The sequence below is a fragment of the Mesorhizobium sp. M6A.T.Ce.TU.016.01.1.1 genome, assembly GCF_003997065.1.
Taxonomy (GTDB): domain Bacteria; phylum Pseudomonadota; class Alphaproteobacteria; order Rhizobiales; family Rhizobiaceae; genus Mesorhizobium; species Mesorhizobium mediterraneum.
On the sequence record NZ_RZTJ01000004.1, the window covers coordinates 66,089 to 80,340 of the forward strand.

Genomic DNA, 14,252 nt, shown 5'->3' on the forward strand with positions numbered 1-14,252 from the left:
TTCAAGCGTGAATCTAAGAAGAAAGAACGAGATCCCGGTCGACGTCTACATTCCGTTCGTGGAAACTCTGTTTCGCGACGGTTTCACGCTGTCGATTGGTCTCGTCGCGCAGACGCTCCTCGTCATTCTGGTCTACTGGAAGACCATGGACGTGACGTATCTTCTGGTCGCCGCTGGGCTGATCATCGTAGGCACGCTGCGCCTTCGCAATATCAAAAAGTATTTGCGGCGTCCTTCCCCGACGACTTGGGAGGAAGCGCGCGCCCGCGAAAACGACTATATCATTTATGGTTCGATGCACGGCTTCATGCTTGGTGCTTTCTGTTTCGTCGGCATCTATCTGGCACACGACAGCTATGCCGAAATAGCCGCTGTCTGCGTTACGCTGGCATCGGTCACGTCGATCGCCGGCCGCAACTATGGCTCGCCGCGGATGGTCATGATCTTCATCATGACCACCACATGGCCGATATCACTGGGTTTCATCCTGCGTGGCGATGTCTACCATGTCATACTTGGTCTGATGTCGGCTCCCTTCCTGTTCGCTATCAAACGGTTTGCCGATATCGTCCGCGAAGTCCTGTTTACCGCTCTGTCCGAGGAGAAGAAGGCGAATCGCATCGCCCAACGGTTCAATCGGGCGTTGAACACCATGTCGCATGGCCTTGTCATGCTCGGCCCCGACGGCCGAGTGGCGGTGGCCCATGCCGAACCCGCGCATCTGATGTCGCTCAAGTCCCCCGACGCGCTGCTCGGGCGGTCGATCCACGGTCTGCTGATGCGCGGCGTTGCCGGCGGCATGCTGGCGCCGAAAGACTGCCGCTACATCGAAGCCCAGCTTACGCGCGCCCTGCGCGAAGGGCGCGACCGCAAGGTTCTCGTCTCGCTCGCGAACGGTCAGCATTACGAGTTCTCGGCGCGCGAGGGTAGCCAGGAACTGGGCGTCATCACCTTCGAGGACGTGACGGCCCGCGTTGAGGCGGAAGACAAAATCCGCTTCATGGCGCGTTACGACAGCCTCACCGGCCTGCCCAATCGCGCTTATTTCCACGAGCTGATCGGAGAGGCGATGGCGTCCGGCGACCTTGAGCGCCTTTGCGGGCTCGCCGTGCTTGATCTCGACGACTTCAAAAACGTCAACGACACCCTTGGTCACCCGGTCGGCGACGGATTGATCTACGCCGTCGCGGAGCGGCTGGCGGCGGTCGCCGGCCCAGGCATCACCATCAGCCGTTTCGGCGGCGACGAGTTCATGATCTTCTTCGACCGTGTCGAGGACGAAAGTCATCTGATCGGCCAACTCGACGGGATTTTCGTCGACTTGCAGGGCGAGGTCGACGTAGCCGGCCATGGACTGCGCATCCAGGCCAGCGGTGGCGCCGTGCTGTCGCGGGTCAAGGATACCGATGTCGACGCCATGATCGTCAAGGCGGATCTCGCGCTCTACAAGGCCAAGGAACTCGGCAAGAACACTTGGCGATTGTTCGAAGCGTCGATGGACGCCGCTTTCCGCAACCGCCAGCTGATGAAGGCGGATCTGCGCACCGCAGTGGAAAGCAAGGGGTTGCGGGTGGTCTACCAGCCGATCGTGGCGATGAGCACGATGCGCATCGTCAGTTGCGAGGCGCTGTGCCGTTGGGACCACCCCGAGCTCGGACCGATTTCGCCCAGCATCTTCATTCCGCTGGCGGAAGAAATGGGCATCATTTCCGAGATCAGCACCTTCGTCCTGCATGCCGCGTGCACTGAATGCGCCAAATGGCACGCGCAGACCAGTGTCTCGGTCAATCTCTCGGCCAAGGACTTCCGCAACCGCGACGTTATCCAGAAGGTTCGCGATGCGCTCGCCAGTTCCGGTCTCGCCGCCGGCCGCCTGGAGATCGAAGTCACCGAGACGGCATTGCTCGACGACAAGTCGCTGACGCGTCAGTACATCGAGGAATTGAAACGGCTTGGCGTGCGCATCGCGCTCGACGATTTCGGCACCGGCTATTCGAGCCTGAGCTATCTCCACAAACTGCCGCTCGACAAGATCAAGATCGACCGTTCGTTCCTTATAGACGTCACCCAGAACAGCCGTTCGCTCGAATTGCTCAAGGGCATCGTCAATCTGTCACGGCCGCTGGGGCTTTCGGTGACCGTCGAGGGCGTCGAAACCTTCGAACAGCTCAAGATACTCTCGTTGCAGGTCAAGCCGGACCTGGTCCAGGGATTCCTGTTCGGCTCAGCGCTCAGCGCATCCGGCATCGAGACCATGTCGAGCACGGTCTGGCCCTTTGCTAAGGACATCAAGACGGGCAGGAAGGCGACACGCCGCTAATTCCTGACGAAAAATCTCGTACTTTAGTATAATTTTACCTATTATTAAGGTTAATGACTGGTAAATGACCCCTATCCAGTTTTCATCTTTACATCGTACGACCCCGCCGTAGTGTTGCTCGCGGGGGCAGTTTGCGGGGTTTGAGTTCATGGTTGTTGAGTTGACTTCGCCTCGCCAGGCGGCGGGCGCTGAACATGAGAATATGTCTACTTTCGCGCGTCACGTTTATGCGCTCCTCGACCGGACGGAATACCGCCGCTGTGAAACCGGCGAGGATTTCGAAAGTATCTACAGGTTGCGCTACAACGCCTATCGGATGAACGCGCTGGTACCCGAGAATGCTTCCCGCGAGGTCCATGACGAGTTCGACGAGCTGCCGAACTGCCATACGTTCGGCATCTACATAGACGGGCGGCTGGTCAGTACGATGCGCCTGCACGATGTGTCCGCCGACAACCCAGCGTCGCCGGCTCTAAGCGTCTACAAGGACCTGTTGACGCCGCGTCTGGCGGCTGGCGAGCTCTTTATCGACCCAAGCCGTTTTGCCGTAGACGCCGAGTGGTCGCGGGTTTATCCGCAGATCCCTTACGTCACGCTGCGCTTGGCCGGCATGGCGTGCTTCCACTTCCACGCGCCTTATTGCATATCCATGATCCGCGAAGATCATGCCGCCTTTTACAAACGTATCTATCGGGCACGGCCGATCGGCGACGCGCGTCCTTATGCTGGCGTAATCAACTGTTTTGCGCTGCTCTATCAAGCCGATGTCCTGGCGATCAAGAACGAGACCTACGCCCGGTTCCCATTTTTCCGGTCGACGCCGATGGAACAGCGCCTGATGTTCGGCAAGCCGCCGGCCGGAGAACTCGCGCCGCTGACCATCCTGCCGACAGCCAAATACTATCGCGAAGCCGCCTGACATCTGGCAAATTTAGAGCGCGGCTGGAGCTTTCCGGCCGCTTCGGCGTTCTGGGAGGCGCGCGGGTGGCGCGTGGACGACGTCAATCTGCATCGCTCCGGCGGCAATTCTATCGAAAGGAACCGACATGACCATTTCCACGCTCGCACTCACTCCACTGATCTCGCTGATTGCCGGCGTGCTGATCCTGGTGATGCCGCGGCTCCTCAACTACATCGTCGCGCTCTATCTGATCGTCGTCGGCCTGCTCGGGTTGTTTCCACAGCTCGCCGGCTGAAAATGCCGGCTGGCGCGGCGAGCGTTAGCCGGCAAGCAAGCGCAAGGCGGCGGCAACGGTCGCCTCCGGAACATCCTTGGCGGCTTCAACTTTCCTTTGAGGCTGTTGTCTCCGGCGATGCGGCAATAGCGCCATTGCCCTCGGCCCGGCTTTTCGCTATGTGCCTCAAAGATGTCTTCGAAGGGGTATTCCTATGGCTGATCACACGCCGACCGGTCCTGTCGAACTGGGCGCGAAGATGGACTATGCCGAGCACGACCGCACCTATGCCGGCTTTGTCATGCTCGCCAAATACGGATCGCTCTTTTGCGCCGCCGTGCTCTTGGCAATGGCTTTCGGCTTCTTTGCGGGCGGCTTCTTCTCCGGGTTTATCCTGTTCGTTCTGATCCTCGCCGTCGGCGCCTTCATTCTCCGGTAAATTCTTCAAAACCCCTTGCCCTTCAAACCCTTGCCCGCGACATCGCCGGAAGTCCGGCCGGCGTCCTGCGCAGACAGGTTCCAGCCGAAAGGATCATGCGGTGGGACAGACGGTTTTCATCCCTCGTGAGCTCGATGCGAACGAGCCGCGCGTTGCCGCCTCGCCGGACACGGTGAAGCGGCTGGCGGGGCTGGGGTTCGACGTGATCGTCGAAAGCGGGGCCGGCACGGCGTCGCGCATTCCCGACGAGGAGTTTGCCAAGATCGGCGCTGTGATCGGTAAGGCCGGCGATGTCGCCAAGGCCGATGTGGTGCTGAAGGTGCGCCGGCCTAGTGAAGCGGAGCTGAAGGCCTATCGCCGGGGCACAGCGGTCATCGCCATCATGGATCCCTACGGCAACGATGCTGCCGTCGATGCTCTGGCAAGGGCCGGCGTCACCGCCTTCTCGATGGAGTTCATGCCGCGCATCACCCGCGCCCAGTCCATGGATGTCCTGTCCAGCCAGGCGAACCTCGCCGGCTATCAGGCAGTGATCGACGCGGCTGCCGAATATGACCGGGCGCTGCCGATGATGATGACGGCAGCTGGCACGGTGCCGGCGGCGAAAGCCTTCATCATGGGCGTCGGCGTCGCCGGCCTGCAGGCCATTGCGACGGCCAGACGGCTTGGCGCCGTCGTCACCGCCACCGACGTGCGCCCCGCCGCAAAGGAACAGGTCGCCTCGCTCGGCGCAAAGTTCCTGGCGGTCGAGGACGAGGAGTTCAAGGCAGCCGAGACCGCTGGCGGCTATGCCAAGGAAATGTCGAAGGAGTATCAGGCCAAGCAGGCGGCGCTGACCGCCGAGCACATCGCCAAGCAGGACATCGTCATCACCACGGCGCTGATCCCCGGCCGCCCGGCGCCGAAGCTGGTCTCAGTGGCCATGGTCGCCTCGATGAAGCCCGGCTCGGTGATCGTCGACCTCGCGGTCGAGCGCGGCGGCAATGTCGAAGGCGCCGTGCCCGGGCAGGTGGTGACCACGGCCAACGGGGTAAAGATCGTCGGCCATCTCAACGTGCCGGGCCGCGTCGCGGCATCCGCCTCGCTGCTCTATGCCAGGAACCTCTTCGCGTTCATCGAGACGCTGGTCGACAAGACCACGAAGACGCTTGCCATCAACCGCGACGACGATCTGGTCAAGGCGACGATGCTGACCGACGGCGGCCAGGTCGTGCATCCGGCCTTCGCCGGCAAGCCGGCGGTGATGATCGCCTCGGCCGAACCTGCGAAGCCCGCTGCTGCAAAGAAACCGGCCGCTACAAAGAAACCTGCCGCACCCAAATCGCCCGCTAATAAGTCGAAAGGGATCGCGTGATGGACCAGACCTTGCAGAAAGCCCTCGACCAGCTCGACCAGGCGACCGCCGCCGTCCGGCTCGCTGTGCAGGATCTGGCCACTGCTCCCGGAGCCGATGCGGCCGGCGACGCGGCGCATGCGCTGTCCGGCGGGGCGATCGACCCGTTCGTCTTCCGTTTCGCCATTTTCGTCCTGGCGATCTTCGTCGGCTATTACGTCGTCTGGTCGGTGACGCCGGCGCTGCACACGCCGCTGATGGCAGTGACCAACGCCATCTCCTCGGTCATCGTCGTCGGCGCGCTGCTTGCAGTCGGCATCTCGGCGTCCGGCATTGCCACCGGCTTCGGTTTCGTCGCGCTGATGCTGGTCTCGGTCAACATCTTCGGCGGCTTTCTCGTCACCCAGCGCATGCTGGCCATGTACAAGAAGAAGGACAAGTAGAGCGCCATGAACGCCAACTTCGCCTCCTTCCTCTATCTGGTCTCCGGAATCCTGTTCATCCTGGCATTGCGTGGCCTGTCACACCCGACCACCAGCCGCCAGGGCAACATGTACGGCATGATCGGCATGGCCATCGCCATCGCCACCACGCTGGCGCTGGCGACCCCTTCGGCGGGCGGCTTCGGCCTCATCGTGCTCGGCCTTTTGATCGGCGGCTCGGTCGGCGCGGTCACCGCACGGCGCATCGCCATGACCTCGATGCCACAGCTGGTCGCCGCCTTCCACTCGCTCGTCGGCCTCGCCGCGGTCATGGTGGCGGCTGCCGCCATCTATGCACCGGAAAGTTTTGGCATCGGCACAGTCGCCGATATCCATGCTCAGGCGCTGATCGAGATGAGCCTCGGCGTCGCCATCGGCGCCATCACCTTCACCGGCTCGGTCATCGCCTTCCTCAAGCTCGACGGCCGCATGTCGGGCAAGCCGATCATGATCGGCGGCCGCCACGTCATCAACGCGGCGCTTGGCATCGCGCTGATCGTGCTGATCGTGCTGCTGGTCACCTCCGAGTCCAAGCTGGTGTTCTGGCTGATCGTCGCGGCATCGCTTGTCCTTGGCGTCCTGCTCATCATCCCGATCGGCGGCGCCGACATGCCGGTGGTCGTCTCGATGCTGAATTCCTATTCGGGCTGGGCTGCGGCAGCACTCGGCTTCACGCTCGGCAATCTGGCGCTGATCATCACCGGCGCGCTGGTCGGCTCGTCCGGTGCGATCCTGTCCTACATCATGTGCAAGGGCATGAACCGGTCTTTCATCTCGGTCATCCTCGGCGGCTTCGGCGGCGAGACTTCCGCCGCAGCGGACGACGGCATCGAGCGCACGGTCAAGCAGGGTTCGGCCGACGATGCCGCCTATCTGATGATGAACGCACAGAAGGTCATCATCGTGCCGGGCTACGGTATGGCGGTCGCCCAGGCGCAGCATGCGCTGCGCGAGATGGCGGACAAGCTCAAGGCAGCCGGTGTCGACGTGAAATACGCCATTCATCCGGTCGCCGGCCGCATGCCGGGCCACATGAACGTGCTGTTGGCCGAAGCCAACGTGCCTTACGACGAAGTATTCGAGCTGGAGGACATCAACTCCGAATTCGCGCAGGCCGACGTCGCCTATGTCATCGGCGCCAACGACGTCACCAACCCTTCGGCTCGTGACGACAAGTCGTCGCCGATCTACGGCATGCCGATCCTCGATGTCGACAAGGCGCGCACCTGCCTGTTCGTCAAGCGCTCGCTCGGCTCCGGCTACGCCGGCATCGACAACACGCTGTTCTACAAGGACGGCACCATGATGCTGCTCGGCGACGCCAAGAAGATGACCGAAGAGATCGTCAAGGCGATGGATCACTGACCGGCTTCGCGGCGCCGATACACCGCCGGTTGCTCGAATTAAGCCCGGCTCCCCGCCGGGTTTTTTCTTGACCCTGAGCATCCGACGTCTTTGCTTCCATGCCGGTTTCAGAGCTACGATGGGCGAATTCTGTTCCGGGATTTTCACCAACGGAGGCACTGGTGTCCGACCTTCATCCTGCTGCGTCGCCGGTCACGGGCAGTACGCCGGCCCCGGGTAAAACGCCGCGCAAGCTCAGTCAGGCTGTGGTCATCGTGCATGGCATGGGCGAACAGCAGCCCATGAGCACGCTGAGGGAATTTGTTCAGGCTGTTTGGAGTCACGATCCCGCTCGCGTGCCGTTTTATGCCCGTGTCTCCGATCCGGGCCGGCCCGCCGGCGAGAAGATCAACCGGAGCTGGATCACGCCCGACAGCCGGACGAATTCGCATGAGCTTCGCCGGATCACCACCCCTTACGACGTCGCTGGCCGCCGCACCGATTTCTACGAGCTCTATTGGGCCGACATCACGCAAGGCACGACACGGGGCCGGCTTGCAGCCTGGGTGACGAGCCTGCTCTGGCGCAAGCCCGCCGACATTCCGCGCGATGCCCGTGGGCTTTATGTCGTCACGCTTCTGGCCGTCATAACGGTCCTGTGTGCGGCGCTCGTGCTCGCGACATCGGCCTCGCAAGGGTATCTTTCCTGGACCACGGGCACGCTCGTCACGATCCTGGCCTCGTTCGTCATCTGGTTGGTGGACCGATTTGGCCTGCCTTATTTCGGCGATGTGGCCGCCTATGTGCGTGCTGAAGCGGCAACGGTCGAGAAGCGCGCGCTTGTCCGCGACCGTGGCCTGACGCTGCTGAGGCGTCTCATGATGGACGATGGCTACGACCGGATCGTGCTGGTCTCGCACAGCCTGGGATCAATCATCGCCTATGATCTGCTGCAGATATTGTGGGCCGATTTCAGGCCCCGAAAGCTGGAAGCTGCCCGCGACAAGGCGAGGCTGAAGGCAATCCACGCCGTCGACAAGGCCACGCTCAAGTCAGATGGTGCTGCGTGGCCCAGCTTGGATGATTTTTCCGGATTCCGGCGCGCCCAATGGGAGCTCTATCGGCAGCTTCGCGTCAGGGACGCCGATCATCCATTACCATGGAAGATCAGCGATTTCGTCACGCTTGGCAGTCCGCTGACTCACAGCGAATTTCTGGTGACCTACAATCTCGCCGAATTCAGGCGCGGCATCGCTGAGCGGCTGTTCTCGGCATGCCCGCCGATTGCCGAGACGGCGGCCGGTGGAACCGTCCTTTACCAGGAAGGGCGCAGCCGTTCGGGCAAGCCACAGCGGGCGGTGCATCATGGTGCGGTGTTTGCCGCGACCCGTTGGACCAATATCTTCGACCGGGGCAATGGCTGGCTGACGGGCGACCCGATTTCCGGGCCGATGGCAGAAAATTTCGGCCCCGGCGTGGAGGACATTCAGGTCAAGTTGCGCAGTTCGCGTGGTCGCATCTTCACCCACACGCTCTACTGGTCACTGAAGGCTACCGGTATCGAGATCGCCCCAGCCGCCGGCACGCCGCGTTCGCATATTGACGTGCTGCGCGACGCAGTCGACCTCGGCCGCAAATTCGAGCCAAGTCAGGCAGTGCCGACGATCGCTGCTGGAAAATAGGAGCCCGCTCGTCTCGGCGAATCAGCGCGCGCAATCCATGGCGATCGCCATTAAAACAACAGGCCCATGCCGGCTCACAGTCCGGCATGGAGGGCACCGTCAAGCACCGATCAACGGTTGGTCAGGAAGACCGCCTCCTCGTCGTCGCGTTGCCTGCCGCCAAGGGCGGCCGCCGCGCTCGCGATGAAGGCGCCGACGACCAGGGACAGCGCGCCAACCAGCGCAAAACTGGCACCGGCCTTCCTGGCGGTATCGGCGGCCTGCTGGGCCTGGACCTTTGTTTCCTGTGCCCTGGCAATCACCGCATCCACACGGGCCTTGGCATCCGGTTCCGACAGCCCCGTGCGGGCAGCCACCAACTGCGACAGATAGGTCTTGTCGTCTGCCGAAACTTCGCCTGCAGCTGCGCTCGCGATCAAAATGCGTGAAGCCTGCGCCGTGGCCGCCGCATCGCTCTCCGGATTGGCGGCAGCAAGCCTGGCCGCATCGGCCGGGCGGAACAACGTATCGACGAAGTACGACGTTGCGTTGTCGGTCGAGCCGCTTCCGACGTTCGCACTAGCACCTGCCGAAGCGCCCATTGCCGCGCCAGACGCGACAGTCGAAGCGGCCTGGACACCAGTTCCGATAGCCGCGGAGAGCGCCGAACCGAGCACCGCGGCAACGAGCAAGGTCGCAAGCGCCCAAGCGAGGAAGCCGTGAGCGGTATCGCGGAAAAAGACTTCATCGGTGTGGACGCCGACCCATTTGGTGCGCAGCCGCCCGGCAAGATAGCCGCCGAGAGCCGACGACAGCCACTGCACGATGATCAGCCACGCCGCGGTGGAGGCCGCGAAAGTTGTGACCGAGGTGCTCAAGCCGGACCACGGCGAAACCATGGTCAGCCCGAGCCCGGAGCCGAGCAGCATCAGGATCAAGGTCAGCGTCGAGGCAGCGAACGCGCCGGCAATGATCGGCCCCCAGCTGACAGCGGTGGAGGAGGATTCCGTCGGCGTGGAAACGTCGACAGCCGTTAGGGTTGACTGCATGTCAGCCCCCTACCGTGCGAAAAGCATGATGAGAATAATGATCGGAATCGGGACTCCGAGAAGCCAGAGCAAAATGCCACGTCCCATGAGTGCCTCCTGCGGCTATTGTGATCGTTGATCGATTACAATGCCTTGGAAGCCGTTCCGTTCCGGCCGGCCCTCAGTGATCTTTGTTGGGGGCGGTAGACATGTTTGGTAAGCTTAAGCCTACCAATTATGTCTCAAACATCCGAAATTGAGCACCCGGCTTGGGCTTCAGATATCCAGATTAGCGACCGACAGCGCGTTTTCCTGGATGAACTCGCGCCTGGGTTCGACCTCGTCCCCCATCAGTCGCGAAAACAGCGAGTCGGCGTCCGTCGCGTCATTGACCTTGACCTGCAGCAGCGAGCGCACATTCGGGTCGAGCGTGGTTTCCCAGAGCTGCTCGGCGTTCATCTCGCCGAGGCCCTTGTAGCGCTGCATGGTCAGGCCCTTGCGTCCGGTGGCAAACACGGCGTTGAGCAGTGCCAGCGGTCCCGAGATGGTTTCGGCCACATCCTTGCGGCGCAGCACCGGCGGCTCGCCATAGACCTCTGCCAGGCGCGGCGCATAGCGGTCGAGCTGGCGGGCATCGGCCGAATTGATCAGCGCGAGATCGAGATGCGCGAACTCCTTGACGCTGCGCACCGTGCGCTCGAACACATAGCCGCCGATGCCTTCGTTCGAGGTCGACATGCGGCCGGTCCAGCCGCGTTCGGTGTCCTCGGCGATGATGTCGAGACGCCGGGCGACACGCTCGGCCATGGCGTTGGCCCGGCCGAGATCGGCGAAAACCTCCGGGTTGAGCCCGCCCGCGATCGCCGCCTGCTCGACCACGCCTCTGTTATAGCGTGTGTGCAGCCCATTGATGAGCTGGCGCACCGCCAGCGCATCGTCGATGGCGCTGCGCAGGTCCTGTCCGGCCCGCACCTCGCCGGTGCTGAGCGCAAGCGACGCCTCTTCCAGCCCCGAGCCGATCAGGAATTCCTCGAAGGCGCTTTCATCCTTGATGTATTGCGAGCTCTTTCCGCGCGTCACCTTGTAGAGCGGCGGCTGCGCGATATAGAGATGGCCGCGCTCGATCAGCTCCGGCATCTGCCGGAAAAAGAACGTCAGCAGCAAGGTGCGGATGTGGGCGCCGTCGACGTCGGCGTCGGTCATCAGGATGATCTTGTGGTAACGCAGCTTGTCGGCGTTGAACTCGTCCTTGCCGATCGAGGTGCCGAGCGCGGTGATCAGCGTGCCGATCATGTCGGAGCCGAGCATGCGGTCGAAGCGGGCCCGCTCGACATTGAGGATCTTGCCGCGCAGCGGAAGAATGGCCTGGTTCTGCCGCGAACGGCCACCTTTGGCCGAGCCACCGGCGCTGTCGCCCTCGACGATGAAGATTTCGGATTTCGCCGGGTCGCGTTCCTGGCAGTCGGCCAGCTTGCCGGGCAGCGAGGTGACGCCGAGCGAGCTCTTGCGGGTGATGTCGCGCGCCTTGCGCGCGGCTTCGCGCGCCGCAGCCGCCTGGATGACCTTGTCGATGACAACCTTGCCCTCGGCCGGATGCTCCTCGAGCCAGGTGCCGAGCGCCTCGTTGACGAGCCCTTCAACCACCGGGCGGACTTCGGATGAGACCAGCTTGTCCTTGGTCTGTGACGAGAATTTCGGGTCGGGAACCTTGACCGACAACACCGCCGTCAGCCCTTCGCGGCAATCGTCGCCGATCAGCGCCACCTTCTCCTTCTTGGTGAGGCCCGAGGAGTCGCCATAGCCGGTTATCTGGCGCGTCAGCGCGCCACGGAATCCGGCAAGGTGCGTGCCGCCGTCGCGCTGCGGAATGTTGTTGGTGAAGGCCAGCACGTTCTCGTGGTAGCTGTCGTTCCACCACATGGCGACTTCGACGGTGATGCCGTCGCGCTCGGCTTTGATCGCAATCGGCTTGTCGATCAGCGGTTTCTTGACGCGGTCGAGATATTTGACGAACTCCTCCAGCCCGCCATCATAGTGCAGCTCATGGCGCACGACGTCGGCATGGCGGGCATCGGTCAGAACGATTCGCACGCCGGAATTCAGGAAGGCGAGTTCGCGCAGCCGATGCTCCAGCGTGCCGAAGTCGAACTCGACCATGGTAAAGGTTTCGGACGACGGGAAAAAGGTGATTTCGCTGCCGCTCCGCCCCTCATAGGTGCCGGCAACCTTGCGCTGCTCGTAGGTGCCGGTGACCCTCAGTGGCGCGTCGGCGTTGCCGTGCGTGAAGCTCATCTCGTAAATCTGGCCGTTGCGGCGGATCTTCAGCTTCAGCCAGGCCGACAGCGCGTTGACCACCGAGACGCCGACGCCGTGCAGGCCGCCGGACACTTTGTAGGAGTTCTGGTCGAACTTGCCGCCGGCATGCAGCTGCGTCATGATCACTTCGGCCGCCGAAATGCCTTCCCCGGTATGGATATCGGTCGGAATGCCGCGGCCATTGTCGATGACCGTCACCGAACCGTCGGGGTTGAGCGTCACCGTGACGAGGTCGGCATGGCCGGCCAGCGCCTCGTCGATGGCGTTGTCGACCACCTCGTAGACCATGTGATGCAGGCCCGAGCCGTCGTCGGTATCGCCGATATACATGCCCGGCCGTTTGCGGACGGCATCCAACCCCTTCAAAACCTTGATGGAATCGGCGCCGTACTCGGCCTCAGCGCCGCTGGCGTTGTCGATCTGATCGCTCATGAAAACCTGTCTGATTGATGCCGCATATCCAGCGCTAAAAATCGGCTCCGAATCGCGCGTCCTTGATGCCCTAGATATAGGCGCAAAAGGCGGTTTTTCCAAGGTTTGCAAGCATTTCCGAATGGAGGAAGAGCACGCCTGGCCGGTTGGGGCATCGGACCCGAGAAGTCGAGCCGGTGTTGGGGACAGAGCGGCGGCAACAGGAGCAGGCCGGCCTGTTCCGGCAAGCAGGCACTTGGCGGTGCTCCGGTCACATCCGGGAGCGGGATGCTTCGCCTTTGCCGTTCGGCCACATGGACGGTTGCCTTGCCAGCCCCTACATTGAGTTCACCAGCGGAGCACGCCATGGACAGTCAGCCCGCCCCCTTCGTCCCGCCGGCGCCGAAACCGCGCACGTCGCCGCCTTCGACGCTGGAGATGATCCGTATCGTCTATCGCAACCCGCTCGAACTGTGGGGCGAGCCGACCTATAACCAACCCTGGATATCGGTGACCGGCATCGGGGGGCCGCTGGTCATCGCCAACGACCCCGGCCTGATCCGCCACGTGCTGGTCGACAACGCCAAAAACTACAAGATGGCGACGGTGCGCCAGATGATCCTGCGGCCGATCCTGCGCGACGGCCTGCTGACCGCCGAAGGCGAGGTATGGAGGCGTTCACGCAAGGCGATGGCGCCGGTGTTCACGCCGCGCCACATCTTCGGTTTTGCCGAGCCGATGCTGAGGCGCACGCGGGAGTTCGTAACGCGCTACGAGAGCGGCGGCACGTCGGACATCGCCCATGACATGACGCTGCTTACCTTCGACATCCTGGCCGAGACGCTGTTTTCCGGCGAAATATCAGGCGAACCGGGCAGCTTCGCCAAGGAGATCGACCGGTTGTTCGAGACCATGGGTCGGGTTGATCCGCTCGACCTGTTGCGGGCGCCCGAATGGCTGCCGCGCCTGACCCGCATCCGCGGCCGCAAGACCATGGCCTATTTCCGCAAGATCGTCACCGACACCGTCAAGATGCGCGAAGAGCGGGTCAAGCGCGATCCGGACAAGGTGCCACAGGATTTTCTTACGCTTTTGCTCAAGGCGGAGGGTCCGGATGGGCTGACGCGCGCCGAGGTCGAGGACAACATCATCACCTTCATCGGCGCCGGCCACGAAACCACGGCGCGAGCACTTGGCTGGACGCTCTATTGCCTGGCCGAAGCGCCTTGGGAGCGCGAAAAGATCGAGCGCGAGATCGACGCCGTGCTGGCCCGCGAGCCCGACCCGACAAAGTGGCTCGACGCCATGCCGTTCACCCGCGCCGCGTTCGACGAAGCGCTCAGGCTCTATCCGCCGGCGCCATCGATCAATCGCGAGCCGATCGAGCCCGAAACCTGGAACGGCCTCTATATACCGCGCCGCGCCGCGGTGCTGGTCATGCCCTGGGTCGTTCACCGTCATCGCAAGCTGTGGGACAGGCCTGACGCCTTCATGCCCGAACGCTTTCATCCGGGAAATCGCGAGAAGATCGACCGCTTCCAATATTTGCCGTTCGGCGCCGGCCCTCGCGTCTGCATCGGCGCCAGCTTTGCCATGCAGGAGGCGATCATCGCGCTGGCCATCATGCTGTCGCGGTTTCGCTTCGACACCACCGCCGAGACCAAGCCATGGCCGGTGCAGAAACTGACGACGCAACCGCAGGGCGGCCTGCCGATGCAGGTCACACGGCGCTTTTAGTGGAGC

11 protein-coding genes are annotated in these 14,252 nt (G+C 62.7%); 9 read left to right on the forward strand and 2 right to left on the reverse strand.

Annotation, left to right across the window (positions count from 1 at the left end; translation table 11 throughout):
* The first annotated feature begins 7 nt into the window (after positions 1–7).
* The 8 genes from EOC94_RS09085 (at position 8) to EOC94_RS09120 (ending at position 8,775) form a co-directional block, all read left to right on the forward strand.
* The gene (locus EOC94_RS09085; protein ID WP_127289949.1) at positions 8–2,320 is read left to right on the forward strand and encodes an EAL domain-containing protein; all 2,313 of its coding nucleotides are present in this window, start codon (positions 8–10) and stop codon (positions 2,318–2,320) included.
* A 148-nt stretch (positions 2,321–2,468) separates the two neighbouring features.
* Positions 2,469–3,239 carry an acyl-homoserine-lactone synthase gene (locus EOC94_RS09090; RefSeq protein WP_095484368.1) on the forward strand — a complete coding sequence of 257 codons (771 nt, stop codon included), beginning with the start codon at positions 2,469–2,471 and terminating at the stop codon, positions 3,237–3,239.
* A gap of 127 nt (positions 3,240–3,366) precedes the next feature.
* A complete protein-coding gene (locus EOC94_RS09095; protein WP_065006071.1) occupies positions 3,367–3,516 on the forward strand; it encodes a DUF3096 domain-containing protein in 150 nt (49 codons plus the stop codon).
* A 193-nt stretch (positions 3,517–3,709) separates the two neighbouring features.
* A complete protein-coding gene (locus tag EOC94_RS09100) occupies positions 3,710–3,934 on the forward strand; it encodes an aa3-type cytochrome c oxidase subunit IV (protein WP_095484367.1) in 225 nt (74 codons plus the stop codon).
* A 100-nt stretch (positions 3,935–4,034) separates the two neighbouring features.
* Positions 4,035–5,288 (forward strand): Re/Si-specific NAD(P)(+) transhydrogenase subunit alpha, encoded by a 1,254-nt coding sequence (locus tag EOC94_RS09105; RefSeq protein ID WP_127289951.1) that lies wholly within the window; start codon positions 4,035–4,037, stop codon positions 5,286–5,288.
* On the forward strand, positions 5,288–5,710 hold the full coding sequence (locus tag EOC94_RS09110) for a proton-translocating transhydrogenase family protein (protein ID WP_127289953.1): 423 nt from the start codon (positions 5,288–5,290) through the stop codon (positions 5,708–5,710). The genes EOC94_RS09105 and EOC94_RS09110 overlap by 1 nt, the downstream gene beginning before the upstream one ends.
* Positions 5,711–5,716: 6 nt before the next feature.
* A complete protein-coding gene (locus EOC94_RS09115) occupies positions 5,717–7,114 on the forward strand; it encodes an NAD(P)(+) transhydrogenase (Re/Si-specific) subunit beta (protein ID WP_127289955.1) in 1,398 nt (465 codons plus the stop codon).
* 161 nt (positions 7,115–7,275) lie between these two features.
* Complete coding sequence (locus EOC94_RS09120; protein WP_127289957.1) at positions 7,276–8,775, forward strand: hypothetical protein; 1,500 nt, start codon at positions 7,276–7,278, stop codon at positions 8,773–8,775.
* 110 nt (positions 8,776–8,885) lie between these two features.
* Here EOC94_RS09120 and EOC94_RS09125 read toward each other — a convergent pair whose 3' ends face one another.
* Positions 8,886–9,803 carry a hypothetical protein gene (locus EOC94_RS09125; RefSeq protein ID WP_095484363.1) on the reverse strand — a complete coding sequence of 306 codons (918 nt, stop codon included), beginning with the start codon at positions 9,801–9,803 and terminating at the stop codon, positions 8,886–8,888.
* A 255-nt stretch (positions 9,804–10,058) separates the two neighbouring features.
* Positions 10,059–12,530 carry a DNA topoisomerase (ATP-hydrolyzing) subunit B gene (gyrB, locus tag EOC94_RS09130; protein ID WP_127206009.1) on the reverse strand — a complete coding sequence of 824 codons (2,472 nt, stop codon included), beginning with the start codon at positions 12,528–12,530 and terminating at the stop codon, positions 10,059–10,061.
* A 345-nt stretch (positions 12,531–12,875) separates the two neighbouring features.
* Between gyrB and EOC94_RS09135 the strand changes: the two genes are divergently transcribed.
* Positions 12,876–14,246, forward strand: a complete 1,371-nt coding sequence (locus EOC94_RS09135; protein WP_127206010.1) for a cytochrome P450 — start codon at positions 12,876–12,878, stop codon at positions 14,244–14,246.
* Positions 14,247–14,252 lie beyond the last annotated feature (6 nt).

Excerpts from the sequence above, each read along its gene's own strand:
- EOC94_RS09090 (WP_095484368.1), top strand. The coding sequence starts at position 2,469 with ATGGTTGTTGAGTTGACTTCGCCTCGCCAGGCGGCGGGCGCTGAACAT.
- EOC94_RS09095 (WP_065006071.1), top strand. The coding sequence starts at position 3,367 with ATGACCATTTCCACGCTCGCACTCACTCCACTGATCTCGCTGATTGCC.
- EOC94_RS09100 (WP_095484367.1), top strand. The coding sequence starts at position 3,710 with ATGGCTGATCACACGCCGACCGGTCCTGTCGAACTGGGCGCGAAGATG.
- EOC94_RS09110 (WP_127289953.1), top strand. The coding sequence starts at position 5,288 with ATGGACCAGACCTTGCAGAAAGCCCTCGACCAGCTCGACCAGGCGACC.
- EOC94_RS09115 (WP_127289955.1), top strand. The coding sequence starts at position 5,717 with ATGAACGCCAACTTCGCCTCCTTCCTCTATCTGGTCTCCGGAATCCTG.
- EOC94_RS09125 (WP_095484363.1), bottom strand. The coding sequence starts at position 9,803 with ATGCAGTCAACCCTAACGGCTGTCGACGTTTCCACGCCGACGGAATCC.
- gyrB (WP_127206009.1), bottom strand. The coding sequence starts at position 12,530 with ATGAGCGATCAGATCGACAACGCCAGCGGCGCTGAGGCCGAGTACGGC.
- EOC94_RS09135 (WP_127206010.1), top strand. The coding sequence starts at position 12,876 with ATGGACAGTCAGCCCGCCCCCTTCGTCCCGCCGGCGCCGAAACCGCGC.